We start from the raw sequence: 24,295 nt of genomic DNA, 5'->3' as shown, positions 1-24,295 counted from the left end.
CACAAAAGGGTAGACAGCGCAAGCTGTCGCAGGGAAAGTGTAGGTTTCCCTGTCGCGGCGCAAGCCGCCAATCTCTGCACAAGGCAATAATGCCCGGTGCGGAGATAAAGCCCTCGGCAGAGCGCACACGCCCGTTAGGGTGTATAAGTGCGCCCTTGTGTGCAAGGGTAATTCTTCGGTGTCGCTTCTCCGGCTCGTTTTCTCAAAAACTCCTGCGCTTTGTCGCTGAAAACCGCGGTGTAGAGGAAGTCGCGGGCTTCCTGTTCTGACATATCAATGAGTGCCGGGACAAGGCTTTCAAGGTAGCCGCCCCGCGAACAAAGACGGTGGTTGCGCTCCTTGCGCTTCTCAATGGCAAGTTTGCGGTCAAGCATTTTGTTCCTGTTCTCATACTGCCGGATTTTCTTCTGTGTCAGTTCCATTTCGGCGTTACATTCCTCGATGGTGGTCGGTGGTTTTTTCTTCGACATGGTAGCCCTCCTTTTTGATTTTTAGTAAAAGAAAAGGGCGGCTACTTCGGTTTGGAAATAGTCGCCCTGTTGGGGAATTATGTTATTGTTATTTGAATAATATTATTCTGCCGCGTCTGTGTTACTTTTATCTGCTTTCTTCATTTTCAAGGAGCCCAAAATAAAGACAGCTCCGAAAATGAAACAAAGGACAGACCAGATAGCAAGGTCAGAGAAGCTACCGTAATTTACAATTCCCAGCAGTCCGCCCAACAGATAGAATACTCCGGCAACAATTCCGCCGCCTTTGCTCTTTCGGGTTGCTACTCCAACGATGCCTGCAATCAGCATACAGAAAGCAAGCAACATTCCTGATGTTCCGCTTACTTCGCCGTTATCTGCTAAAGCATTTCCTAATCCGGCAGCGCAAGATTGAAAAGCTACTAAAACAAATAAAACCATGCTGATAATTCCGATTACTAATTTTGCCGTTTTCATGTTGCACACCTCATCTCGTTACGGATTTAATGTAATTACCTCATTTGCAAAATCTTCGCCCATAAAATCATCAGCATCGTATGCTCTAAACAGGACTTCGATTTCTTCCACTTCGGTAATTCCGTTTTCCTCTAAAGTTGTATCAGACCATGCCATAGAACTAAATGCACATTTTCCGGCAGAAACAGAAGTTGCATAGAATGGGTCTGCCATAAAGCCGTTTACAGATGCGTCATCAACGCTGAACATTACCGTTTTGTCTGTCTTGTTCAGCAAGAACAGATTGGCAGTATAGCCCCATATCTCATCATCTTCATAGCCTGTTACGATAACAGTAACATAATCATTATCGATAATCACATTATCAGTAGCCTGTGCTTCTCTCACAAATGCAACAGCGTTTTCTTCTCCGTATGGATAGACATGGATTGTTTCCTTTCCAACAGGGTCAGCAGACCAATCATTGCTATCATACACCTTGAAAGTCAATTCAATATCTGTGTATTCAACAATACCATTTTCCTCAAGAGTATCGGTGCTAAAGTTGATTTCTTCGTTAGCCTTTTTGCCAGCAGCTACCTCGCTTGCAAACATTGGATCGCACTGAACACCATTGATGGAAGCACTCTCGACAGAGAACATATAGGTTTTCTCTGTGGACTTGTTTTCAAGCTGTGCTTTCAGAGTGTAGCCCCACATATTATCGGGGTCGATTTCGGTAATTTTTACCGCACACTCTGCGTTGTCAATGGCAACAACTTCCTCAAATACGATTTGATTTTCGGTGTTGTCGTTTTCGGTGCTTTCTTCATTTTGAGAAGAAGCGGGGGCATCGTCAGATGCGTCAGGTGTCGCTTCTCCGCCACAAGCTGCAAGAGATAGCACTAAAGCAAGCGAAAGAAGCAAGGTTACAAGTTTTTTCATTCCATTCCCTCCGTTATTAAAAAGTGTAACTTTCCAAATTTAAAAAAGCGACTCATAGAATTATTTCCTCCCGTTAAATAATAGATAACTATTAAAAATAGACAATACTTGCTCATAAGTAATGGTACTTAAATTGTTTACTTTGGCGTGTTTCATTGCTTGATGAAACTGATTTTTAGTAAACAGTTGACGATATTCTCGATTGACCCATTTTGAAACAAAGTACGTATATAGCTTCCAATATTTATCTGGAACATCTGTGGTATGGCGGGTAAGTTTTATTAAGACACTGTTTACTTTTGGTTTAGGATGAAAGCATTCCGCTGGCAGCTTAAGCAATTGCTGAATCGAGACTTGAGTGTGCAAGAGCAACCCTAGTGTTCGGTGAATATCCAAGGTACGCTTGTAGAATCCTTCTTCAACAATCAGATAGATGTCAGACGCACGGCTTTCAAAAACCACTTTTTTAATAATTTGTGTGCTTAAATGGTAAGGAATATTCCCAACAATTTTATACCTCTGTTTGTTAGGGAATTGAAACTGTAGAATATCTTGGTGAATTAAAGTGACACGAGTATTCAGTTTTAATTTTTCTGACGATAAGTTGAATAGATGACTGTCTAATTCAATAGACGTTACCTGTTTACTTATTTTAGCCAGTTTCGTCGTTAAATGCCCTTTACCTGTTCCAATTTCGTAAACGGTATCGGTTTCTTTTAAATTCAATTGTTTTATTATTTGGTTGAGTACTTTTTCACTCGTTAAAAAGTTTTGAGAATATTTTATATTTTTGTTCATGTAATCTCTCCTGAAGTGATTACATCTATAAACAAATACAGAAGTTAAACGATTTGTTTGTAATTTTAGTTATCTGTTTAAAAAGTCATAAGATTAGTCACTGGTAGGAATTAATCTAACGTATTTATTTATCTGCGTAATCACTGTTTTTAGTCTGTTTCAAAACAGTAGATGTTTTATCTACATTACGCATTTGGAATACCAACATGACGAATCCCTCCTTCTTATCCCTTTAGTAACGTGTACTTTCCTGTAAACGCATTTTATCGACAAATTAGCCGGGATATAAACGAATATTTACATTTCAAGACTTGAAAAACGCCGTCTGAAGAAGTATAATATTAAATACCTATAAGCAATAGGCGGTTTACAGGAAAGTACACCTTTCTGTAAAACCGCCTATTTACAATAATTTGGCTTTTTCGTAGATTTCTGCCCGGTAGCGAAAGGTCGCAAGGGGCATACCACACTCTTTTGCGGCTGCTGTGCCGGTAATTTTCCCGGCACGCCACCTCTGATAAACAGCATGAAAGTTATCCGGCAAGGGGCGTGGTGGTCGCCCAAAGCGCACACCCCGCGCCTTTGCTGCCGCGATACCCTCTGTTTGCCGCTGTCTGATATTGGTGCGCTCGTTTTCTGCCACAAAGGACAGCACTTGAAGCACAATATCCGAGAGAAATGTTCCCATAAGGTCTTTTCCCCGGCGCGTATCAAGCAGGGGCATATCCAAAACCACAATGTCAACGCCCTTGTCCTTTGTGATGATACGCCATTGCTGTAAGATTTCTTCATAGTTGCGTCCCAGACGATCTATGCTCTTGATATAGAGCAGGTCGTCTTTTTTCATTTTTCTAAGCAGCTTTTTGTACTGTGGACGCTCAAAATCTTTGCCGGATTGCTTATCCATAAAGATATTCTTATCTGAAACGCCTACCTCGCGTAAGGCGATAAGCTGCCTGTCCTCGTTTTGTTCTCTTGTGCTGACACGCACATAGCCGTAAATGCTTCCAGTCAATTTTTATCCTCCTGTTCGTTTTACATAGACATCAACCGTCCTTACCTAATAATTTTACTGTATCTTTGTGTCATGGCTTGCTTTTCCCGGCTGAAATACCATGCTTCTTTGCATAGTCGCTTGCCGCCTGTCTGCGTTCCTCGCTGTATGGTGCGGTCAGACGGAAAGAGAAGCGTCCCTTTGCAATCTCAAACTCCATACAGCCCGTTTCCGGGTCGCTGTCGGTCAGCTTACAGACAGAGGGGAAGCGGCGGCTGTACGCGGTCAGCCTGTTCTTCAAGTCGGTGTTGTGGGTGCGGATATGGATAAGGGGGTCTTTCTCGTCAAACCAAATATCGGTGGTCTTTTCCTGCTTTTTCAGTCCTGTTTTCATAAACTCTCCTTTCTGCGCCCCTGTTACGCAGTAGGGGCATTTTTCGGGTGTTTTCTTCGGCTCTTGACTTGGGAAAAACGGCGTTTTTTCAATAGAAAATGCTCTGGCGATACATTCCTCGTCCAGAGTGTTCCAATCGTCAAATATTCCGTTTTTACGGCTCTTGACCGTCAGACGCAGAAAAATGCGAATAGTCGGCAAGTATCGCTTTCAGCAGCTTGTCGCGGAATGTTTCTGCGCTTCTGTGATTGAAAAACAACTCCGCAACGATGGTCTGTCCGTTCCGCTGTGTTGTGATGATACCATCCGGCTGCTTCTGCGCGGTGGTTGTGGTTTTCTTTTCTGTCATTGGGTCACTCCTTCCTTTGGGTGCAAAAAAAGGATTTCCCATAGTTGGAAAATCCCTTTCTGCTGTCGGTTATTCTGTTTTACGATACGGGCAGCGCAGCGGCTTGCGCCTTTCGCTTTGCCCGATATTCCCGCGCCTTGATGCGTTCATACTCCCGGCGTTTTTCAAGGTTTTTCGCCCGGTATTCCTTTGAGTAGTTCCGATGATAAGCGCGGCTCTTTTCCTTTTGGGCTTCTTCGATTTTCTCCCGCATTTGCCGGATTTCTTCCTCTGTCGGCTCTGCAAGCTGTGTCAGTTCGTTTTCAAACTTGCCGATATAGCTGAAATATATCCCGATATGCTGAACAGCTTGTTTTGCCCTTTTCTTATCGCGCTCATGCACTTCAATTCTGCTGATAAATTCATTGAGAATGGCGGGGGTAAGGTCGGTAAAGGCGGCGTAGCGTTCTATCAGCTTCAAAAACTTATGCGCCCATCCTCCTGCGTCCTCAAACGCGGATAACTGTTCTTTGAGTTCTGCAAGTTCCGCTTTCAGCGTATAGTATTCCTCCGAATATTTCTGTGACATTTGCTCGTATCGGTCTTGTGGGATAGCACCGAGGGCGTTATCCTCGTAGAGTTTATTCAGCACCTTGTCAATCTGTTCAAGGCGTGTTGTAATTTGCGGAATACGCTTCTGCTGTTTTTTGCTCTTGTCCGTCTGCTGCATATCAAGGTTTTTTCGGACTAATGCTTCAAATTCCTCCCGGTTGCTTATGGAGTATTCTGCAACTTTTTTCAGAACATCCGCGATAGTCTGCATGACTAAATCAGCGTCTATGATGTGCGGGGAATTGCATTTGGGATTTTTGGCTTTGCCCTTGTGGTACTCGCTGCAAAAGGCAACATGACGCTTGCCGCCGTTCCTGTAATCTATGCGAATGTGCATTTTTGCGCCGCAGTCTTTACAGAACATCAAGCCCGACAAAGGGTGGATTTCTCCGTCCCCGTTAGGGCGTCTGACAGGCGCGTTTTCCAAAATCCGCTGTACGGTTTCAAAGTCGGCGCGGTCGATAATCGGCTCATGCACATTCTCGGTTATCTGCCATTCGCTTTTATCTACATAGTGGTTGCGCTTGTCCCGAAAATGCTTTGTGGTCTTGAAATTGACAACATCACCACAATACTCCTGCCTTGTGAGTATCTTGGTTAAGGTTGCTTTGTTCCATTTATAGCGATTTTCCTCGTTCAGCGGTCTGCTTTTCGCTGTCCCTCTGTCGTGCTGTTTGAGGTAGAACGTAGGCGTGAGGATTTGCTCGTTTTTGAGATATACGGCAATTTGGTTTCTGTTCTTCCCGCCGATAAACAGACGGAAAATCAAGCGTACCACTTCGGCGGCTTCCTCGTCGATTATCCAAAAATCCTTGTTGTTCGGGTCTTTCATATATCCGTATGGGGCTTCGGTGGCGATGGGTTTGCCGCTTGCACCCTTGGTCCTGATACCCGTTTTTACTTTCTTGCTGATGTCCTTTGCGTACCACTCCGACATGATATTGATAAAGGGCGCAAACTCCAATGTATCGGGATTGTCGCTGTCTATGCCGTTATTGACCGCGATAAAGCGGACATTGTTCCGTCTGAATACCTCCATTGCATTGCCGACTTGGAGATAATCACGCCCCCAGCGCGTCAGGTCTTTCATAATGCAGACGCCTATTTTTCCGTTTTCCACATCCTCCATCATGCGGGAATAGGCAGAGCGGTCAAAGAACCTGCCGCTTTCGTCATCGTCAATGTAGTGCCGGATATTGGTTAATCTCTGCTGTTGGGCGTACCGTTCCAGAAATGCCTTTTGGTTTACAATGCTGTTGCTCTCGCCGCCATCTCTGTCCTCGTCCCCGACGGAAAGGCGGGAGTAAAGGGCTGTAATTTTATTATATTCGTTCATGTGCATACCTCCTGCGTCCACATAGTTTTCCTTACAGTTAAGATTATGCACCACAGCGGGCGCTGCCGTACTCCGCATCCCGGCGGTATTTCTTGGCGTTCTTGCTTTTGAAGTAGATCAGCAGGCGGAACGCCACCGCTCCCACAATGCCCACCAGCCAGTCAAAGGGAGCAAGGCCGGGGGCAAAGTCGGCAAAGGCTGCGCCGACAGTCTGACCCAGCCCGATGAATTTATGGGCGAAATCACTGCCTGCCGCCAGACGGTACGCCGTCCCCAGCTTGAGGAACGCCCAGCCGATGAACACATAGGGAATGTTGTGCAGCACATATTTACGGAGCTTATCTGTCATGCGACACCTCCTTGATGTGCTCCTTGGGCGGCTTTTCCTTGGCAAGCTGCTGTTCCGCCTGCTTCATCTGTTCGGGGATCGTGGGTTGGCGGGACTTGGCCTTATCCAGCACCTTGCGGGAGTATTCCGAAAAGCAGGCGGTCATAGCGTCCGCCTGCCCGGACTTGAAGAACAGCAGGTATTTCCCCGGTTCAGTCTGATAAAAGGCGTAGTCCACATTCCATTTCCGGGCTACCCGGTCAAAGAGCTTTGTATCCCCGGACAGTTCAAGGCTGTTGGTGGATGTGCCATGCGCCATGAGCTTTTTCACGGTCTGCTTGCCGTGGGGCGTCTGCTTTGCTCGGTGTGCCTTGGCGATTTTGCGCCCCACCGCCCGGACAACATAGGCAAGCCCCCGGACGGTCAGCTTCGACGCCTTCACCGATACGGCAATTGTGCGCCGGGAAATATCCTCGTCTACCAGCCGTCATCGCCTCCTCTCTGATAGAAATATGACCTTGGGACAAAATGTCCCAAGGTCAGCGGTCATTATGCTCCTTTCTCGGGTGCAGGCGTTCGCCCTCCAAAGACGAACGGTCTATGACCTCCTTGTAGGCCGCCATCTGCTCCCGGATATTCAACTTGGGGTACGCAAAAATGCGGTGTTCGGCGGGAATGTCCTCGATGCCGTGGTACACCTCCTTGAAATCGCCGCTGCGGGTCAGATAGCCCGTGGGGGCGAAGTGGCCGCCCTCGTTGATCCGCATATCCCGCCCGTAGGCTTCAAAATCGAAGTAGGGCAGCACATTATCCGGCACATCCAACAGCTCCATGTCCTCCACATAGATGCGCCCCAGCGTTTCATCGTCGGTCACGCCGGGGTGGAGGGAATAGCAGTCCAGATTGTGAACAAGGTTGATGATGTCCGCCACGCTGGAAGTATGGTCGCCCTTGTTGAGCGCGGCCTCCAGCGTTTCGATCTCGTCGCTGTCCAGTTCGGAAATGAGATGTGCCAGATGGTTCAGCTCGTCCAAGTTTTCATACTCGGTGAGATAATCGTATAAGCCCATCACATCGCCGTCAAAGGCGGTGATAAAAAATTCCTCATACCGCACACCGTCCACGCCGATGTTCTTTAGAAGCGATTGCACCTCCTCCGTGGTGGCCGGAAATTTCAGCGTTTCGCCCACAAGCTGCCCCTCGGCATATTTGCCGAGGTTGGTAATATAGGCTTCAAATACCGTCATTTGCATCTCCTTTTGTCAGCGCCTCCGCGATCCCCGCCATGATGTACTCGGCACAGGGCAGCGCGATGGCATTTCCCAATGCCCGGTAACGGTGGGAGGATAGAATTTCCTCGCCGTCCGCGCCGTACCTTGTCCAGCCCTCCGGCAGCCCCATCAGCCGCTCACATTCCGTTTCCGTGGGAAAGCGGACGCAGCCCCCGGCGGGATCATCCTCGTACCAAAAGGCAAAGGGCGAAATGCCGCCCGCTAACAGAGTGGGAAAAGGGTCAGTTGGCAATCCGAAGCTGTTTCGGAACGCTGTTTCCGTCCGCTCCTTGGCGGACGCCCGCATACGGAAGCATTGAAAGGGTCGGGTGACTGGTATGCGCCGCCCTGCTTCAATAAAAGAGCCTCGATCTCCGCAGGCGGCGGGCAGCCCGCGATCTCCGCCAAATGCAGGAAGTGACTGCATTGTGCGGGGCTTAAAAAGTATTTCGTGGGAACGCCGTCCTCCAAAGTCTGCCACAAGAAAGATGCGCTGCCGTCGTGCCAGCCGGGGGCTTGCCCAATGCTGGGCGTCCATGAGCCGCCAGCAGAGGTCAGGCGTTCGCCCTCGCACCATTCCGGCTCCTGCCCATCTTCCAGAAGCAGGCATTGAAACATCGGTGTCTGTGAAAGCGGATAGGACGGCTCTAAAATCCATCCTGTCATTTGATGAAAACGCTCCCATGACATTTTCCCAAACAGCGATTGCTGGAAATAGACCATCTGTCGCCTCCCTCATTTCACGGATAATGCGGATAGCTTGAAAGAACAGGCTGGACTTTTCTCCCGCAAGTCCCTTGCGGTTGCCGATCTGCGAGAGATTTTGACATGGTGAGCCAAAGGTGATGATATGGACGGGCGGGATCTCCCGCCCGTCCAGCTTTGTCACATCCCCCAAGTGAACCATATCGGGAAAGTGGCGCTTGGTGATGGAGATAGGGGCTTTTTCAATCTCACTTGCCCATACCGGCTCAATGCCGCAGCGTACCGCCGCCAGCGGGAACACGCCGATCCCGTCAAACAGGCTCCCCAGCCGGAGCGCCGTCATCTTATCTGCGCCCCTGTCCCTTGACGGTCAAAATGCCCTCAAGGGTGGTGGCGGTGATCCCGAGCCGCTGGGCAACGGCGATGTCGTTCTTCATGGCCTCGGTGACGATATGACCGCACACCACCAGCACATGAGAGCGGCGGAGCAGGTCGCGCCCCATGTCGATGCCGCTCTTATGCTCCTCGGGAACGGCATCATTGAGGAAAAGCGGCTGATAGAGCGTCGGGCAGATTGGCGAAAAGCCCGCCTCATACACCGTGCGGCAATACTGCGCCGCCAGCTTTGTGTTTTCGTGGTCGCTGCTTACGCCTGCGGCGGTAATATACGCGAGGGGTCGTTTCATTGTAAAAACCTCCATTCATAAACGAAAGACCTCGGGACAAAAAGTCCCAAGGTCACTTTTCAAGCTCCGTTTTCTTTTCGGGCTTGCCCAGCTCAGGCGGCTGCTTGGCCTTCCAGTCATCCAGCAGAGAAATGATCTTGTCTTTCATTTCTCTCGGGGACTTGTCCTTGCCGAAATACTTTTCCAGTTCCGCACTATTGATGATCACCTTGTCTACCTCCTTTTTTTCCTGCGACAGAATACCGTCGATCACATCACCGTTGAGCTTGCCGTCCTTGTCCAGCTCCCGCATTTTCTGTGCCTGCGACAGCGAGGGTGAGGACTGCTGCCCCTCGATGGACACGGCAATATACCTCTGATTTTTGGGGCGAATGAATGAGATCTCCACCGCCGGGGTGAACGCCAGCTTTTTCTCGTCCACCATTTTCTGCAAATCCGGCACAAGCTCGGTCAGACGGATATACCGCTGCACCTGCTTGTAGTTCATCCCGTTGCGATCTCCCACGACCTGCGTGGAGCGTTTTCCTGCGTCCTTGTCCTCCTCACCGGGGCGGGAGCCTTGGTGCTTGATAGCCTCCACCTGCATTTTGAGCGACTGCGCCTTTTCCGTGGGCAAGATGCGCTCACGGTGGCGGAGGTTGTCATCCGTCATGGCGAGGATGGCTTCATCGTCCGTCATGTTGCGGACGATACACGGCATATTCACAAATCCGGCAAGCTCGCTTGCCCGCTGGCGGCGGTGGCCTGCGATAATCTCATAGCCGCCATCCTCACGGGGACGCACCAGCGCAGGCTGATTGACGCCCGCCGCCTTGACAGACTCCACAAGCCCCTGCATCTCTGCATCGTCCCGGACTCCAAAGGGATGATTTTTGAACGGGTGCAGGTCAGACAGGTTGAGATAGACGATCTCCTCTTTTTCGGCACGGGTGGCGTCACGGGGCGCAGACGGCTCTGGCGTGACCTCCGCACCAGCGGGAGCGCCGCCCTTATCCACGACAGGCTTCTCCGGGGCAGGCTTACTTTGGGACTTTTTGTCCCGAGGTTTGGGCGGCTTTGCCTTATCGGGAGCGGCCTTGCCCTCCTTGGACGGGCGACCTCTGCCGGGCTTGGCGGCCTTGTCCTTTTCCGTGGGCGGCTTCTGCTTGACCGCCTTTTTCTCCTCCTTGGCCGCCTCGTCACGGGCAGCGGCAAAATCCACCACCTTGCCGGAATGTGCCGGGGCGGGATCGTCCTTGCCGGGATTAGGCGGCTGCTCCTGTTCCTTTTCAGCCTTGGGGACTTCGGGAGCGGCAGGCTCCTCCGCCTCGGCGTGAGTAACAGCGTCAGCGGGATCAGGTACGGCCTCGCCCATTTCAAAGAGCGCCGCCTGCCCCTCATGCTCCAGCATGACCTTCTCTGCGTCGGTCAGTTCAGGCTCGGGAGCGGGCTGCTCCGGCAAGGCGGCATTTTCTACCGTAGGAGCAGGAGCCTCGGCGGGCGGGGCTGCCTCGGGAACATTTTTCTTATCATCTGCCATTTGCAAACCTCCTTTTCGTGGCATGAAAAAAGCCAGTCCGCAGACTGGCCGGGTGAAAGTGACCTCCCTTCATGGTGTTATATATGAAAACGCCACCCATAGTCTCTCTGGGTGGAATTTACAATTTATTATTTTCTTTTTCGACCTATTGTGATATAATCACATCGTCAGTACGAGCGGTCAGATCAGACTTCGTTTGGCTCGTGATCAAAACGCGGGCGGCATCGTACCTATGGGTAAGGATGCATTTTTCTCCGGCAGAAGTGCCATCAGCACCTCGTCACCCCGACACAGTGACACACGAACACGGTAACACTGTGACTGCACTTGTAGTCAGTATGTATGTGTGTTTCGTTGTGACCGTGTCAAGTGATTTGGTGTTGGACCGAGCAGAACAAACTGTTTGGGAAGTCGGATTTGTGCTGGTGTGAATTTAGGATATAAGGCTGCAATATCTCCTTGTTGTTGGCGGATGGGAAGTCCCCTCAATTTTGAGGGCCAATAATAACAAGGAGGTGAATTCCGTGAAGAAAGCGGACAAGCCCAGTATTGTCATCAATATCAATGTTTACGGTGACAATAACAAGGTTTCCACGAATGAGACTCGCTCTCATGTTCCTGCTGCTGTGATCATCATTGTACTGATTGCAGTAGCCGTACTGGCTGTATCCTTTTGCTGCCCTGAACTACTTCCCGATTTTGTCCGTTGGATAATCGGTAAAGTAGTCAACAGCTAACACCAGCACATTTTAAGAATTGAGGTGTAATGCCTTTTGAAATATACTGATTGCCCACTATACGGAATTCAATCTAAGAAAATGCTAAAATATGTTCTACATATTAAAGATGGGGATTTGTTAAAACAAGACTATGTTGTTTCGATGATTAGTCCCTATGTAGATATGTCTAAAAAGCCTCGGCTTATTGAACCTCCACAGGCCGAATTGAAAACTGTACAAAAACGCATAAAAACATTATTGGGAAAAATTGAAGTGCCCGATAATGTTTTTTCCGGTATTAAGGGAAAATCATACTCCGATAATGCTCGCCAGCATTTGGGCGAGGGCACTCGGAATCTATATAAGATTGATTTGACTGCATTTTTCCCTTCGATTAGCAGAGAAACAGTTTATCGCTTTTTCTTTGAAGATTTGTGCTGTTCTCCTGATGTTGCCGAGGTACTGACTAACTTAACAACAATCGATCTTAAAAAGCTCGATCAAAAGTTCCTTTCGGAAGTTTACGATTTTCTGGCAGCTAAAGGAGTTAAATGCTATAATCATCTGATCTCTGGAGCTCCAACAAGTCAAATCCTTTCATATCTGGTTAATCACAAAATGTTTGATGAATTACAGGCGTTGTCAGATAATAACGATGTGATAATGACTGTCTATGTAGATGATGTGGTATTTTCGAGCGAACATAACATATCCTCGGAGTTTAGAAAAACGGTATTGTCACTTATCCGAAAATATAATTACCAAGTTTCCCGAAAAAAAGTGAAAGGGTATTCCAGAACATATCCTAAATTGGTGACGGGTGTTATTATCAATAGTGAGGGCAAAGCCACCGTCAAGAACTCACTTAGGAAAAAGATTATGTTTGAGCATGAATATCTTCGCAATAATCCCACTGATAAAAAAAGTCGTCAGCGTCTACGTGGCCTTGTTACTGCTGCCAGACAGGTTGACAAGTCAGCTTACCCTAATATACGTAAATTTGCTTTTGAAAAGTTTGTAAAAGAATAAGTCACCACTCAAAATTGGGTGGTAGCGTTAAAATTGTTTTCTCAGGATGAATACCTCTTGCCGACTACCAGCAAACCGTTGATATATCTGTGTTTTTTGAGATCCTATAATTACACTCCGACCAAAGGGCAAGTCCTTATAGGACTTGCCTTTTTTTATTGCCGGAGTCTTTCCGTTGCACGGAACTGTGCATCTTCCGCTATCCTTTCCTCCTACTCGCAGAAGGACTTATTCCTTACTACATTGCAGGAGGTTCCATATGACTGAAGAAAACTACATCTACCGAACGAGTCAACCCCTGCTTCGCAATCAATTCCCCGGAAAAGGAAAGTTAAAAATCCCTGTCATTCCCAAGTTTCAAGAGAACTCCGGAGACTTTGATGATCTTCTGTTGATCGGTTTTGACAAAACTCATCCGGAGGATCAGAATCATCTTGACCGTATGGTTCATTTCTTTCTGTATGACTATCGCTTTGAACGAGTCTGGAAGAATCCGGACAGCGACATCGAAAAACTCTCCCGATGCCGCGCGGTGCTGTCTCCGGATTTCAGCATGTATCTGGAAATGGCGCCTGTTATGCAGCTTTACAATGTGTTCCGCAACCGCTGGTGCGGCGCCTATTGGGCCTCCAAAGGAATCCGTGTTATTCCCACGGTAAACTGGGGTGATGAATCCACCTTTGATTTCTGTTTTGAGGGGATCGAAAAAGGCAGCGTTATTGCGGTCTCCACCTATATGGCATCTGAGCATGATAACCGCTGCGACCAGAAAGAATGGTTCATGGCCGGCTACAATGAAATGCTTCGGCGTATTGAGCCGGAGAAAATTATTTGCTACAACACGCCCTTTCCTGAAATGCAGGGGAACATTGTGTATGTGGACTATGAGCGCAGCTCGTGGAGATATATGAGCTATGAGAGAAATTACAAGTCAGAAGATCTCGACGCTTTCAAAATCGGCGAGACATATCGTCCCGAACGTGATACAATAGAGCCATACCTGATCGGCGGCGCTTATAAGGGCGGCGGCAGCGCGTATGGCGGGAAATGGCGGCCAAATCCGAATAAGCCGCAAGATCAGCGTTACTGGGGTAAACCCGGAGAAATTAAAACGACCATAATGCGCAACGGCGAGATATTCAGAACAAAAATTGGAAGTGATGGTCGTGCGGAAATCGAGAGGCATGAAACAGATCACAACCGCGGAGATAAACATACGAATCCCCATGATCACAAAATCGATTGGAATACGCCTGATGAGCATCCCATGCCGGGGCCACCTATCAATTACCCCAGTGGCGCACCTGAGTTTAAGCAATATGTGAGGACATTCTCTATGGACAACTATATTATCGTCCCAGACGGCAGCATGAATTTTGAAACCATCAGCGAATTCAAGCGTAGTCTGAACTGGGGAGCGGAAATTGAGTTTGTTTGGAACAACATCACTTACGGAGTTATCCGCTATGGAACCAATAATAAAATAACGATTTATCAAGCAAACAGACCGGAGACAGAAAAAGTATGCGATACGGCTGACGATGCTCTTGAATATATGCTTGGTGATGATCGTTTGAGGGATGTAATTACAAAAGTTAATGTTATTTCTCGCACAATTTAGAATAAATACCTCTTGCTGACTGCCAGCAAACCGTTGATATATCTGCGTTTTCTGAAATCCTATAATTACACTCGGACCATGGGAGAGTTCTACAAAGAGCTCTCCCATTTTTATTTATATTTCCAATTTTTTAGATTTTTGTTGCACAAGAATATGCAATATTCTCTATTTTAGAGCCTGCATATAGAAAGACTTGCTCCTTACTATGTACAGGAGGTTCCAATATGACCGAAGAAAACTACAATTATCGCACTAGTCAAACCCTGCTTCGCAATCAATTTCCCGGAAAAGGAAAGTTAAAAATCCCTGTCATTCCCAAGTTTCAAGAGAACCCCGGAGACTTTGATGATCTCTTGTTGATTGGTTTTGACAAAACTCATCCGGAGGATCAGAATCATCTTGACCGTATGGTTCATTTCTTCCTGTATGACTATCGCTTTGAACGAGTCTGGAAGAATCCGGACAGCGACATCGAAAAACTCTCCCGATACCGCGCGGTGCTGTCTCCGGATTTCAGCATGTATCTGGAAATGGCGCCTGTTATGCAGCTTTACAATGTGTTCCGCAACCGCTGGTGCGGCGCCTATTGGGCCTCCAAAGGAATCCGTGTTATTCCCACGGTAAACTGGGGTGATGAATCCACCTTTGATTTCTGTTTTGAGGGGATCGAAAAAGGCAGCGTTGTTGCGGTCTCCACCTATATGGCATCTGAGCATGATAACCGCTGCGACCAGAAAGAATGGTTCATGGCTGGCTACAATGAAATGCTTCGGCGTATTGAGCCGGAGAAAATTATTTGCTACAACACGCCCTTTCCTGAAATGCAGGGGAACATTGTGTATGTGGACTATGAGCGCAGCTCGTGGAGATATATGAGCTATGAGAGAAATTACAAGTCAGAAGATCTCGACGCTTTCAAAATCAGCGAGACATATCGTCCCGAACGTGATACAATAGAGCCATACCTGATCGGCGGCGCTTATAAGGGCGGCGGCAGCGCTTATGGTGGAAAGTGGCGTCCAAACCCAAACAAACCGCAAGATCAGCGATTTTTAGGTAAACCGGGAGAAATAAAGACAACATATAAGAACGGGTACCGTGTTGACACCAAGATCGGTGAGGATGGGCGTGCAGTAACAGAACGGCACTATACAGATCATAAGCAACCATGGGCACATACCAATCCGCACGATCATCCAATTCATTGGAATAATCCTGCGGGATATCCCGACCCACAGCCTGCAATCAATTATCCGAATGGAGCACCAGAGTTTAAGCAATGGCGGGAGGCCTGCAATATGATGAAAAACACAGTTTCTCCAGATATCCCTTCAGAGCAGAATCGTTTTGTCAGCATCAGCGACTTCAAAACATGTATGAAATGGCATGGAGAGGTCGAATTCATGTGGAACGAAAATCTATATAGCATTACGCCTCGCAGCAACGGAAGAATCAGTATTTCCATGGCATACCGCGAAGATACTGAAAAACTCTGTGATACCTCTGATGAAGTCCTTGAATATATGGTTGGCTCTGACCGCCTGCGTGATGTGATTACGCAGGTCACTGTGCTTGACCGTTCAATTTAGGATGAATACCTCTTGCCGACTGCCAGCAAACCATTGATATATCTGTATTTTCTGAGATCCTATAATTACACTCCGACCATGGGAGAGTTCTACAAAGAGCTCTCCCATCTTTATTTATATTTCCAATTTTTTAGACTTTTGTTGCACAAGAATATGCAATATTCTCTATTTTAGAGCCTGCATATAGAAAGACTTGCTCCTTACTATGTACAGGAGGTTCCATATGACTGAAGAAAACTACATCTACCGAACGAGTCAAACCCTGCTTCGCAATCAATTTCCCGGAAAAGGAAAGTTAAAAATCCCTGTCATTCCCAAGTTTCAAGAGAACCCCGGAGACTTTGATGATCTCTTGTTGATCGGTTTTGACAAAACTCATCCGGAGGATCAGAATCATCTTGACCGTATGGTTCATTTCTTCCTGTATGACTATGAGCTATGAGAGAAATTACAAGTCAGAAGATCTCGACGCTTTCAAAATCGGCGAGACATATCGACCTGAATGTGATACAATAGAGCCATACTTGATCGGCGGCGCTTATAAGGGCGGCGGCAGCGCTTATGGTGGAAAGTGGAAGCCCTCTAAGCCGGATGATGAACGTTTTTTAGGTGAACCCGGCAGCATCAACCGCACAGCTGATCGTAACGGGGATTTAAGAGAAACTAAGATTGGCGCAGACGGTAGGGCAGTCAAGGAACGGCATTACTCAAATCACGGCAATCCCAAACAGCACTCTATTCCTCACGATCATAACATTGTATGGGAAGGTAACCGACCAAACTGGGGCAAAGCAGAAAACTATTGGGGCGGAGATATTCCTGATTTCAAGTCATATTGGAGGTGTGGCATGCCCTATCGCATTTTAAAATCCAAAAACTCATTGGAAGATAACCGTTTTAAATCGATCAGCGATTTTAAGTGGTGTATGAAATGCGGCGGAGAAGTAGAAATTAAATGGAACGGCATTCATTATGGCATTATTCGATATGGAACAGATGACAAAATCACAATTTATGTTTGGAATTGTCCCGAGACGGAATGCTGCTTTAACACCGCTGATGATGCACTTGAGTACATGGTCGGTTCCGATCGTCTGCGTGATGTGATTACGCAGGTCACTGTGCTTGACCGTTCAATTTAGAATAAATACCTCTTGCCGACTGCCAGAAAACCGTTGATATATCTGTGTTTTCTGAAATCCTATAATTACACTCGGACCATCGAAAGGTCCTGTAGCCGTAATGGTTACAGGACCTTTCGTTTTATATTTTTCCTAAAAGCGCCCAATTCTCTTATAATCGGAGGTTATCTATTCTTCGCAGAAAGGCCCATGCGGTCTAACATCAGTCCGTACAGCAGTTTGGCATCCGTAGATGATTTGCGGAATTGCGGACCCGTGACACGTAGCCGGGGGATGCGATAATAACTGGATCGTTCAGATGCACTGCCATAGAAATAGTCGAAAGTAATTTCTTGTTCCAAATTTTTCACCTCGTTCCGGGCATAAAAAAAGGGCGTTCACAAGGAACGCCCTTCGGGAGACGCGATCGAATGGCAGGGAGGAATATGCGGGTCCTATCGCAAGGCAGAAAAAAACTTGCTTTCGATCGAAAGCAAGTTTTTCCCGTGTATCCTTGACGGTTTGGTGGAGATAAGCGGGATCGAACCGCTGACCTCTTGAATGCCATTCAAGCGCTCTCCCAGCTGAGCTATACCCCCATATACTTCCAAAAGAGGAAATTTACAGGATACACACTATTAAGTTGTTGCTTAACGGGGTGCGTGACTGGATGGGCCAGACTCCCAGTCAAACGATATCTTCTTATCTATCGAGCCGCTGTTCTCACTCGCCAGCAAATCGACAAGAGGTATTGTAACAGTTCTTTTCCCGTTTGTCAATCTCTTTTTCAAAATTTTCCGAACGCCCACAAGCAGGGGATCTCCAAGAAGAGCGGCGATCCGTATGACTTCACCGAGCTTCATCATCTCGGCAAGGCATATGGTGTCGAGGACCAGGCTGCCCAAATGACTACTCTGGACGCTGCTCTGTGTCCTTAACAGCCCTCCTATCATACAGTATATTGCCGATCGCTCTGAGCCAGGACATCGGGAGATGGACTGTGTGATAGGAAAACGAAAGGGCAAGGATGAGACCATCCTTGCCCTCGTCGAGCGAAAGACCCGCTATCACATCGTCGCGAGGCTCCATAAAAAGTCCGCCTCTGATGTTGTCAGCGCACTTTCAAAACTGATATCGCTCTATCCTATTTTTACAGACCCAAATCAGCCGATCAGCGCCTCCAAGTCCTCCTCTACCGTGGAGATCCCGGCGATGCCGAAGGTGTCTGTCAGCAGCTTGGCTGCGTTAGGGCTCAGGAACGCTGGGAGCGTGGGGCCCAGATGGATGTTTTTGACTCCCAAAGACAGCAGGGCCAGCAGGACGATCACCGCCTTCTGCTCATACCACGCGATGTTGTAGACGATGGGCAGGTCGTTGATATCCTCCAGGCCAAAGGCCTTCTGGAGCTCCATGGCGATCACCGCCAGGGAGTAGGAGTCGTTGCACTGGCCCGCGTCCAGCACCCGGGGGATGCCGCCGATGTCCCCCAGATCCAGCTTATTGTAGCGGTACTTGGCACAGCCCGCCGTCAAGATCACCGTATCCTTGGGAAGGGCCTCTGCGAAGCGCGTGTAGTACTCCCGGCTCCTGGCCCGGCCGTCGCAGCCCGCCATGACTACGAATTTGCGGATCGCGCCGGACTTGACGGCCTCTACGATCTGGCCGGCCAGCGCCATGACCTGACCGTGGGCGAAGCCACCCACGATGCTCCCCCGCTCCAGCTCCGCAGGCGGCGCGCACCGCTTGGCGTGGGCGATCAGAGCGGAAAAGTCCTTATGGCCACGCGCATCCTCCTCGATGTGGGGACAGCCGGTGAAACCTACCGCTCCGGTGGTGTACACCCGGTCCTTATAGCTCTGCTTCGGCGGCACCAGACAGTTGGTGGTCAGCAGGATGGGACCGTGGAACGCCTCGAACTGCTCCTTCTGCTCCCACCAGGCTCCGCCATAGTTGCCCACCAGGTTCGGATATTTCTTCAGGCCTGGATAGGAGTGGGCGGGCAGCATCTCCGAGTGGGTATACACGTCTACGCCGGTGCCCTGAGTCTGCTCCAGCAGCATCTCCAGGTCGTGGAGATCGTGGCCGGATACCAGGATGCCGGGGGCTTCCCGGACACCGATGTCCACTTTGGTGATCTCCGGCTGTCCATAAGCGGAGGTGTTGGCCTCGTCCAGAGCCGCCATGACCCGCACGCCATATCTGCCCGTCTCCAGCGTCAGAGCTGCCAGATCGTCGAAGCTCAGCCGGTCGTCCCGGGTCCTGGCCAGAGCGGACTGGAGGAAGGCATCCACCTCGGGCACGGACTTGCCGTAGGCGTCCACATGATGGGCATAGGCCGCCATCCCCTTCAGGCCGTAGGTGATGAGCTCCCGCAGGCTCCGGATGTCCTCGTCCGCTGTGGCCAGAACGCCCACCTGAGCCGCCTTCTCCTCCAGATCGCCGGAGGGCTCCCAAAGAGCCGCCTCAGACAGTCCTTCCTGACAGGACAGCTCTGCCCGCAGACGACGGGCAGTCTCAGCCGTCTGGACGATCCGGTCCGTGATGGAGGCGTCGTCGAAATTGGCGTTGGTGATGGTGGTGAACAGATCGTCCGTGATGAGCTGGTCCACCGCGTGGTCTACCGGCCTCCCCTCCGCCCGCAGGCGGGTGGTGATCTCGCTCAAGCCCCGGGCCGTGTACATCAGCAGATCCTGAAGCTTGGCGGTATGGGGATGCTTGCCGCAGACGCCCCCTTGCGTACAGCCGGTACAGCCGGCGGTCTCCTGACACTGATAGCAGAACATCTTGTTTTCCATGGTGTGGACGCTCCTTTTCCAAACAGTCATCTCAGCAGTAGTCTCCCCTGCGTGTGTCATCAGTATACTGCCCTCTCCTCCGTCTGTCAGTTGGAAAAACAACGAAAGCCGCCGGAGACCGAACAGTCTCTGGCGGCTCATCGGGCCGAATGTTCAGTTCGCTCCCGCCGCGGCATGGAGGTCGTCCAGCCACTTCCCTTTCCAAGCGTACAGGACCATGAGCACCGCGCCCACGGCCCAGGACACCGGATAGAGCAGGAAGATCCCGTCGATGGTCTGGAAGGAACGGGGCAGGACCAATTCGATCCAGGCCACCCGGAACAGGCACAGGGAGAACAGCAGGACCAGCATAGGCGGGATGGTCCGCCCCGTCCCCCGGACCGTGCCGGCCAGTCCGTGGAGGATGCTCAGGATGAAGTAGAACGGGCAGAAATAGTGGATCGCCAGGGCGCCGCAGTCGATGACGGCCTCGTCATGGACGAAGAGCCCGATGATCTGCCGGTCGAAAAGGACCAGCAGGACACCGGTGCAGGCCGTGTAGAGGATGCCCATGGCCAGCGTCACCCACATTCCCTTCTTCACCCGGTCCAGACGGCCCGCGCCGTAGTTCTGGCCTACGAAGGTGGTGGCCGCCATGCTGAAGCTCATGATAGGCAGGATGTTGAAGCCGTCTACTTTCAGATAGGCGCTGAACCCGGCGATCGCCGAGGCCCCGTAGCCGTTCACACTGGCCTGCACCAGGATATTGGAGAAGGAGATGACCATGTTCTGGATGCCGGTGGGCAGTCCGATCGTGATGATCCGCAGAGCCATCCGCCGCTCCAGCCGGAGCTGCCGGAGCTCCACCCGGTAATCCGCATCGACCCGCGTCAGGAACCGCAGGGCCAGCACACAGGACACCGCCTGGCTCACATCAGTGGCGATGGCCGCACCCTCCACGCCCATGCCCAGTCCAGCGATCAGGATCAGGTCCAGCACGATGTTGGTCACCGCCGCCGCGGCCAGATAGAGCAGGGACCGCCGGGAGTTCCCCGCCGCGTTCAGGATGCCGGCCGCCATGTTGTAGACCACGTTGAAGAGCATCCCGCCGGAATAAAGCTGGAGGTACCGGGCCGCCTGAGGGAGCACCTCGTCCGGAGACCCCATCTTCTCCAACAGGGGCCGGCTGAACGCGATGCCGCCCGCCGTCAGGAGCAGGCCCAGCACCGCCGCCAGCGCCAGCGCCGTATGGACCGCCGACTGGACCCCCTTCCGGTCCCCGGAGCCCAGATGCTGGGCCACGATCACGCCCGCGCCCACGGCGGCGCCCTGGCTGAACGCGATCAGCAGGTAGATCAGCGAGGTGCCGGACCCCACCGCCGCCAGGGCGATGCTCCCTACGCAGTTGCCCACGATGATGGAGTCCGCCGTGTTGTACATCTGCTGGAGCAGATTGCCCAGGATCAGCGGCACTGAGAAGAAGAACAGGGTCTTCCAGATGTTCCCCTCGGTCATGAGGGCGGTCTTGGGCCTCCCGGCCGTCTCTGTGCTCATGATATCCCTCCCGGCCGGTCCCAGGACCGGCTCAAACGTCAGAGGGACGCTCACCTGGCCACGGGCGGCAGATGAGCGTCCTTCTGTTTTTATGTCGATATCATCATAACATAGTCCGCTCCAGATGGCAATCCGGAAGTATCCATGCGCGGCCTCATCTCCGCGGGACTTTGCTCACAAGCTCTCCCGAAGCACCGTGATGATCTCATCCCGGCTCAGGGTCTTATAGCCGCCGGGAGTGGGGACCGCCACGTCGGCGATGCCCTCCAGCATCTCCCCAGTGACGCCCAGATCGGTCAGGTGCATCACCACGCCGATCTCACGCATCCAGTGTTCCATGGCAGAGAGGCCTGCCAGCGCGGTCTGCTCCTCGGTCTTTCCCGCCGGGTCCACGTCCCAGACGTTGACGGCGAAGCGCTTGAACTTCTCCAGTCCATAGGGCAGGATATGCCGGTAGTAGGCCAGCGATACAGCGGCCAGTGCCATGCCGTGAGTCGCTCCGGTGTATCCGCCCACCGCGTGGCCCAGCATATGGACCGACCAGTCGCCGCTCTTTCCCCGGGAGATCAGGGTGTTCAGCGCCCAGGTGGCCGTCCACATGAGATTGCTCCGGGCCTCATAGTCCTGCGGATCCGCCACCGCGATCCGGCTGGAGTGGATCACCGAGCGCATGAGCCCCTCGCTGATGTAGTCGCTGGTGTTGTCGTCCGTGCCGGAGAAATACTGCTCGCAGATGTGGTTGAAGATGTCATAGATGCCGGACACCATCTGATACCGGGGCAGAGTCAGCGTATAGGTGGGGTCCAGCACCGTGAACTTGGGCATCACGTCGGAGCTGGCGAACACGTGGCACAGCTTCTGCCTGTGCTCCGTGTCCGTCATGACGGCGCCGGCGTTCATCTCGGACCCGGTGCCCACCATGGTCAGCACACAGCCCACCGGGACCACTGGCACGTCGGGCTCCTCGAATCGGACATAGTACTTCTCCCAAGGGTCCTCCCCGCAGTGGACCGACACCGACAGGGCCTTCGCGTAGTCACACACCGAGCCGCCGCCCACAGCCAGCAGAAGGTCGGCCTGATGAGCCCGCGCGGTCTCCAGGCCCTCATAGAGCTTGTCCTTGGTCGGATTCGGCATCACGCCGGAGATCTCTGCCACGGCCTTGCCGCTCTTCTCCAGCCGCTCTATCACACTGTCGTAGATCCCGTTCTTTTTGATGGAACCGCCGCCGTAGATCAGGACCACGTTCTTCCCATAGCGGGACAGCTCTTCCTCCAGGCCATCCACAGAGCCCGCTCCGAAATAGAGCTTCGTAGGCGTATGGTATGAAAAATTTCCCAGCATAGTTATCCTCCTCCATCGTTCTCCAGCCGTTGCGGCTGGTCGTTTTCCGATCCGTCTATCGTCATAATAGCATGATCGCGTGCGGATATCGAGCCCTGGATCATTATTTTTTACAGATGGTCTTTCTGTCCAGCTCATCCACATTCTGTGGATCCAGTCTATTTTCTCTCTCTTCTGTCCCGTTTCTGAATGATGAACATTTTTCGCCATATCGTATGTCTAAAATTGTTATAAATACTTTTTCCAGAACTTTTTCTGTGCTTTTTCCACCATTTCAACTCAGATGTCCCTCCATCATTCACGATTTAACACAAGAAAGTGATATGTCACAATGTCCCAATATCTCCCTGTATCGTTTTTTAAAACTATCTATTTTGTACAACTCTCTCTTGACATCGGCATAAGGAGAGCTATAATCAATATAAGACCTAACGACCGGTCCGATCTTAGGAGTCGCCTCACCGGGGCGGACCCGCACACAGCGGAGCGCGGCAGGCAGGACTGGCCCCCTGTCTCCCACTCCTCGATACGGCCCCAGTCGGGGTCGTACATCCCGGCAATATCCGGCGTCGAAAGAGCATCCCCACCCGACGTTAAATCAGAATCAGGAGGATCGTAACGATGAAAAAGAAATGGTTGGCTCTGGCATTGGCAACTTCCATGACCCTGTCTCTGGGACTCTCTGCCTGCGGCGGCGGTTCCGGCAGTTCCGGCGGCAGTTCCGATGCCCCCGCGGCCAGCGGGACCAGCGAGAGCGGCGGCAAGGACTATTCCGACATGAAGATCGCGGTGCTCCTGGCGGGCCCGGCCAACGACAACGGCTGGAACGCCACCGCGTACAACGCTCTGACCGCCATCCATGACAAATACGGTCTGAAGGAAGATCTGGCCTACTCCGAGAGCGTGGCCGCCTCCGATATGGAGGAGTTCCTCCGGGGCTATGCCCAGGACGGCTACGACATGATCGTGGGCCACGGCTCCCAGTTCGTGGACGCCGTCCACGCGGTGGCCCCTGACTATCCCGACTCCAAGTTCGTCATCTCCTACGCGGGCGCCGACAGCCCCCAGGAGCCCAACGTGGCCGGCGTCGGCCCGGTGAACTCCGGCTTCCTGGCCGGAGCTGTGGCGGCGGCCGCCTCCAAGACGAAGAAGATCGTCATGCTGGGCGGCGAGGACACCCCCTCCATCGCGGAGCTGGTCGATATGTTCGAGCCCGGCGCCAAGTACATCGATCCCGACATCACTGTGGAGACCGCCTATATCGGCACCACGACGGATGCGGACAAGGCCAAGGAAGTGGCCCTCGGCTACACCAATCAGGGCTTCGACGTCCTGTGCGCCAGCGCCAACAACGCCGGTCTGGGCGTCATCCAGGCCGCGGAAGAGGCCGGCGTCTACGCCATCGGCTACAACGCCGACCAGTACAGTCAGGCCCCTGACGCCGTGATCGTCAGCGTCCTGCGCGACTTCCAGAGCATGTTCGACAACGTGTTCCAGGAGATCGCCAACGGCACCTTCGAGGCCAGGGTCTACTCCTACGGCCTGAAAGACGGCGGCACCAAGTTCTCCGACTGGCACGGCTGGGACGAGAAGCTGCCCGATGTGAAGCAGAAGATGGACGACCTGTTCGCCGCTCTGGACAAGGGCGAGCTGGACTACTAAAGCAAGGACAAACGCGGGCTGCCGCACTCGGAACATCATC

26 protein-coding genes, 1 tRNA gene and 2 pseudogenes are annotated in these 24,295 nt (G+C 51.3%); 8 read left to right on the top strand and 21 right to left on the bottom strand.

The annotated features are described in order from the left end of the window. Window positions 1-134 precede the first annotated feature (134 nt). The 15 genes and pseudogenes from KQI12_RS08765 to KQI12_RS08690 all read right to left on the bottom strand — a co-directional run bounded on the left by KQI12_RS08765 (window position 135) and on the right by KQI12_RS08690 (window position 10,713). Complete coding sequence (locus tag KQI12_RS08765; protein WP_071143482.1) at window positions 135-470, bottom strand: DUF3847 domain-containing protein; 336 nt, start codon at window positions 468-470, stop codon at window positions 135-137. A 102-nt stretch (window positions 471-572) separates the two neighbouring features. Then, entirely contained in the window at window positions 573-947 is a 375-nt protein-coding gene (locus KQI12_RS08760) for a hypothetical protein (protein WP_072851246.1), read from the bottom strand. An 861-nt stretch (window positions 948-1,808) separates the two neighbouring features. Beyond that, window positions 1,809-1,987: pseudogene (locus KQI12_RS08750) on the bottom strand (rRNA adenine methyltransferase); the annotation flags it as partial. Continuing rightward, a complete protein-coding gene (gene erm(B), locus KQI12_RS08745; protein WP_001038795.1) occupies window positions 1,932-2,669 on the bottom strand; it encodes a 23S rRNA (adenine(2058)-N(6))-methyltransferase Erm(B) in 738 nt (245 codons plus the stop codon). The pseudogene KQI12_RS08750 and the gene erm(B), both read right to left, overlap by 56 nt. 124 nt (window positions 2,670-2,793) lie before the next feature. Beyond that, window positions 2,794-2,877 carry a 23S rRNA methyltransferase attenuation leader peptide gene (locus KQI12_RS08740; RefSeq protein WP_001814874.1) on the bottom strand — a complete coding sequence of 28 codons (84 nt, stop codon included), beginning with the start codon at window positions 2,875-2,877 and terminating at the stop codon, window positions 2,794-2,796. Window positions 2,878-3,072: 195 nt separating this feature from the next. Next, on the bottom strand, window positions 3,073-3,684 hold the full coding sequence (locus tag KQI12_RS08735; protein WP_071143484.1) for a recombinase family protein: 612 nt from the start codon (window positions 3,682-3,684) through the stop codon (window positions 3,073-3,075). 70 nt (window positions 3,685-3,754) lie between these two features. Further along, window positions 3,755-4,057, bottom strand: a complete 303-nt coding sequence (locus tag KQI12_RS08730; protein ID WP_071143485.1) for a hypothetical protein — start codon at window positions 4,055-4,057, stop codon at window positions 3,755-3,757. A gap of 154 nt (window positions 4,058-4,211) precedes the next feature. Beyond that, on the bottom strand, window positions 4,212-4,406 hold the full coding sequence (locus tag KQI12_RS08725; RefSeq protein ID WP_071143486.1) for a transposon-encoded TnpW family protein: 195 nt from the start codon (window positions 4,404-4,406) through the stop codon (window positions 4,212-4,214). A gap of 79 nt (window positions 4,407-4,485) precedes the next feature. Next, window positions 4,486-6,333: a recombinase family protein gene (locus tag KQI12_RS08720; protein ID WP_207732025.1), complete on the bottom strand. Its 1,848-nt coding sequence runs from the start codon at window positions 6,331-6,333 to the stop codon at window positions 4,486-4,488. A gap of 49 nt (window positions 6,334-6,382) precedes the next feature. Then, window positions 6,383-6,682: pseudogene (locus KQI12_RS08715) on the bottom strand (hypothetical protein); the annotation flags it as partial. After that, window positions 6,672-7,103: a PcfB family protein gene (locus KQI12_RS08710; protein ID WP_216572563.1), complete on the bottom strand. Its 432-nt coding sequence runs from the start codon at window positions 7,101-7,103 to the stop codon at window positions 6,672-6,674. The pseudogene KQI12_RS08715 and the gene KQI12_RS08710, both read right to left, overlap by 11 nt. A gap of 97 nt (window positions 7,104-7,200) precedes the next feature. Beyond that, window positions 7,201-7,908, bottom strand: coding sequence for an antirestriction protein ArdA (locus KQI12_RS08705; RefSeq protein WP_216572562.1), 708 nt, complete (start codon window positions 7,906-7,908; stop codon window positions 7,201-7,203). Continuing rightward, window positions 7,895-8,980, bottom strand: coding sequence for a DNA cytosine methyltransferase (locus KQI12_RS08700; protein WP_216572561.1), 1,086 nt, complete (start codon window positions 8,978-8,980; stop codon window positions 7,895-7,897). The genes KQI12_RS08705 and KQI12_RS08700 overlap by 14 nt, the downstream gene beginning before the upstream one ends. Before the next feature lies 1 nt (window position 8,981). After that, a complete protein-coding gene (locus KQI12_RS08695) occupies window positions 8,982-9,323 on the bottom strand; it encodes a hypothetical protein (protein ID WP_216572560.1) in 342 nt (113 codons plus the stop codon). A 52-nt stretch (window positions 9,324-9,375) separates the two neighbouring features. Continuing rightward, the gene (locus KQI12_RS08690; RefSeq protein ID WP_253290930.1) at window positions 9,376-10,713 is read right to left on the bottom strand and encodes a ParB/RepB/Spo0J family partition protein; all 1,338 of its coding nucleotides are present in this window, start codon (window positions 10,711-10,713) and stop codon (window positions 9,376-9,378) included. On the opposite strand from KQI12_RS08690, the gene KQI12_RS12500 reads away from it, so the two are divergent. From KQI12_RS12500 to KQI12_RS08660, 7 genes are all read left to right on the top strand, one after another. Next, window positions 10,712-10,996: a hypothetical protein gene (locus KQI12_RS12500; protein ID WP_253290929.1), complete on the top strand. Its 285-nt coding sequence runs from the start codon at window positions 10,712-10,714 to the stop codon at window positions 10,994-10,996. The two genes, KQI12_RS08690 and KQI12_RS12500, sit on opposite strands and share 2 nt — an antisense overlap. A 370-nt stretch (window positions 10,997-11,366) precedes the next feature. Continuing rightward, window positions 11,367-11,579 (top strand): hypothetical protein, encoded by a 213-nt coding sequence (locus tag KQI12_RS08685; RefSeq protein WP_242852854.1) that lies wholly within the window; start codon window positions 11,367-11,369, stop codon window positions 11,577-11,579. Between the two features lie 36 nt (window positions 11,580-11,615). Next, a complete protein-coding gene (locus tag KQI12_RS08680; protein WP_253290928.1) occupies window positions 11,616-12,590 on the top strand; it encodes a reverse transcriptase family protein in 975 nt (324 codons plus the stop codon). A 259-nt stretch (window positions 12,591-12,849) separates the two neighbouring features. After that, window positions 12,850-14,211, top strand: coding sequence for a DUF4417 domain-containing protein (locus KQI12_RS08675; protein WP_216572558.1), 1,362 nt, complete (start codon window positions 12,850-12,852; stop codon window positions 14,209-14,211). A 224-nt stretch (window positions 14,212-14,435) separates the two neighbouring features. Next, window positions 14,436-15,800: a DUF4417 domain-containing protein gene (locus tag KQI12_RS08670; protein ID WP_216572557.1), complete on the top strand. Its 1,365-nt coding sequence runs from the start codon at window positions 14,436-14,438 to the stop codon at window positions 15,798-15,800. A 223-nt stretch (window positions 15,801-16,023) separates the two neighbouring features. Then, window positions 16,024-16,242, top strand: a complete 219-nt coding sequence (locus KQI12_RS08665) for a hypothetical protein (protein WP_216572556.1) — start codon at window positions 16,024-16,026, stop codon at window positions 16,240-16,242. Next, on the top strand, window positions 16,232-16,942 hold the full coding sequence (locus tag KQI12_RS08660) for a hypothetical protein (RefSeq protein ID WP_216572555.1): 711 nt from the start codon (window positions 16,232-16,234) through the stop codon (window positions 16,940-16,942). Before KQI12_RS08665 ends, KQI12_RS08660 begins: the two co-directional genes overlap by 11 nt. Before the next feature lie 164 nt (window positions 16,943-17,106). Here KQI12_RS08660 and KQI12_RS08655 read toward each other — a convergent pair whose 3' ends face one another. The 6 genes from KQI12_RS08655 to KQI12_RS08630 form a co-directional block, all read right to left on the bottom strand. Next, on the bottom strand, window positions 17,107-17,292 hold the full coding sequence (locus KQI12_RS08655; protein WP_371817998.1) for a replication initiator protein A: 186 nt from the start codon (window positions 17,290-17,292) through the stop codon (window positions 17,107-17,109). Between the two features lie 152 nt (window positions 17,293-17,444). Next, window positions 17,445-17,520: transfer RNA gene (locus KQI12_RS08650), tRNA-Ala, on the bottom strand. A gap of 51 nt (window positions 17,521-17,571) precedes the next feature. Beyond that, window positions 17,572-17,874: a hypothetical protein gene (locus KQI12_RS08645; protein ID WP_216572554.1), complete on the bottom strand. Its 303-nt coding sequence runs from the start codon at window positions 17,872-17,874 to the stop codon at window positions 17,572-17,574. 210 nt (window positions 17,875-18,084) lie between these two features. Next, a complete protein-coding gene (hcp, locus tag KQI12_RS08640) occupies window positions 18,085-19,716 on the bottom strand; it encodes a hydroxylamine reductase (RefSeq protein ID WP_216572553.1) in 1,632 nt (543 codons plus the stop codon). Window positions 19,717-19,869: 153 nt separating this feature from the next. After that, a complete protein-coding gene (locus KQI12_RS08635; RefSeq protein ID WP_216572552.1) occupies window positions 19,870-21,249 on the bottom strand; it encodes an MATE family efflux transporter in 1,380 nt (459 codons plus the stop codon). Window positions 21,250-21,423: 174 nt separating this feature from the next. Next, window positions 21,424-22,593: an iron-containing alcohol dehydrogenase gene (locus KQI12_RS08630; RefSeq protein WP_216572551.1), complete on the bottom strand. Its 1,170-nt coding sequence runs from the start codon at window positions 22,591-22,593 to the stop codon at window positions 21,424-21,426. Window positions 22,594-23,214: 621 nt separating this feature from the next. Here KQI12_RS08630 and KQI12_RS08625 point away from each other — a divergent pair. After that, entirely contained in the window at window positions 23,215-24,255 is a 1,041-nt protein-coding gene (locus KQI12_RS08625) for a BMP family protein (protein WP_216572550.1), read from the top strand. Window positions 24,256-24,295 lie beyond the last annotated feature (40 nt).

The sequence above is a fragment of the Pseudoflavonifractor sp. MSJ-37 genome, from assembly GCF_018917965.1.
In the GTDB taxonomy this organism is placed as follows: domain Bacteria; phylum Bacillota; class Clostridia; order Oscillospirales; family Oscillospiraceae; genus Pseudoflavonifractor_A.
This window is presented reverse-complemented; position numbering and strand designations above follow the sequence as displayed.

Excerpts from the sequence above, each read along its gene's own strand:
- KQI12_RS08765 (WP_071143482.1), bottom strand. The coding sequence starts at position 470 with ATGTCGAAGAAAAAACCACCGACCACCATCGAGGAATGTAACGCCGAA.
- KQI12_RS08760 (WP_072851246.1), bottom strand. The coding sequence starts at position 947 with ATGAAAACGGCAAAATTAGTAATCGGAATTATCAGCATGGTTTTATTT.
- KQI12_RS08740 (WP_001814874.1), bottom strand. The coding sequence starts at position 2,877 with ATGTTGGTATTCCAAATGCGTAATGTAGATAAAACATCTACTGTTTTG.
- KQI12_RS08730 (WP_071143485.1), bottom strand. The coding sequence starts at position 4,057 with ATGAAAACAGGACTGAAAAAGCAGGAAAAGACCACCGATATTTGGTTT.
- KQI12_RS08725 (WP_071143486.1), bottom strand. The coding sequence starts at position 4,406 with ATGACAGAAAAGAAAACCACAACCACCGCGCAGAAGCAGCCGGATGGT.
- KQI12_RS08720 (WP_207732025.1), bottom strand. The coding sequence starts at position 6,333 with ATGAACGAATATAATAAAATTACAGCCCTTTACTCCCGCCTTTCCGTC.
- KQI12_RS08705 (WP_216572562.1), bottom strand. The coding sequence starts at position 7,908 with ATGACGGTATTTGAAGCCTATATTACCAACCTCGGCAAATATGCCGAG.
- KQI12_RS08700 (WP_216572561.1), bottom strand. The coding sequence starts at position 8,980 with ATGACGGCGCTCCGGCTGGGGAGCCTGTTTGACGGGATCGGCGTGTTC.
- KQI12_RS08695 (WP_216572560.1), bottom strand. The coding sequence starts at position 9,323 with ATGAAACGACCCCTCGCGTATATTACCGCCGCAGGCGTAAGCAGCGAC.
- KQI12_RS12500 (WP_253290929.1), top strand. The coding sequence starts at position 10,712 with ATGACCTTCTCTGCGTCGGTCAGTTCAGGCTCGGGAGCGGGCTGCTCC.
- KQI12_RS08690 (WP_253290930.1), bottom strand. The coding sequence starts at position 10,713 with ATGCTGGAGCATGAGGGGCAGGCGGCGCTCTTTGAAATGGGCGAGGCC.
- KQI12_RS08675 (WP_216572558.1), top strand. The coding sequence starts at position 12,850 with ATGACTGAAGAAAACTACATCTACCGAACGAGTCAACCCCTGCTTCGC.
- KQI12_RS08670 (WP_216572557.1), top strand. The coding sequence starts at position 14,436 with ATGACCGAAGAAAACTACAATTATCGCACTAGTCAAACCCTGCTTCGC.
- KQI12_RS08665 (WP_216572556.1), top strand. The coding sequence starts at position 16,024 with ATGACTGAAGAAAACTACATCTACCGAACGAGTCAAACCCTGCTTCGC.
- KQI12_RS08660 (WP_216572555.1), top strand. The coding sequence starts at position 16,232 with ATGAGCTATGAGAGAAATTACAAGTCAGAAGATCTCGACGCTTTCAAA.
- KQI12_RS08645 (WP_216572554.1), bottom strand. The coding sequence starts at position 17,874 with ATGATAGGAGGGCTGTTAAGGACACAGAGCAGCGTCCAGAGTAGTCAT.
- hcp (WP_216572553.1), bottom strand. The coding sequence starts at position 19,716 with ATGGAAAACAAGATGTTCTGCTATCAGTGTCAGGAGACCGCCGGCTGT.
- KQI12_RS08635 (WP_216572552.1), bottom strand. The coding sequence starts at position 21,249 with ATGAGCACAGAGACGGCCGGGAGGCCCAAGACCGCCCTCATGACCGAG.
- KQI12_RS08630 (WP_216572551.1), bottom strand. The coding sequence starts at position 22,593 with ATGCTGGGAAATTTTTCATACCATACGCCTACGAAGCTCTATTTCGGA.
- KQI12_RS08625 (WP_216572550.1), top strand. The coding sequence starts at position 23,215 with ATGAAAAAGAAATGGTTGGCTCTGGCATTGGCAACTTCCATGACCCTG.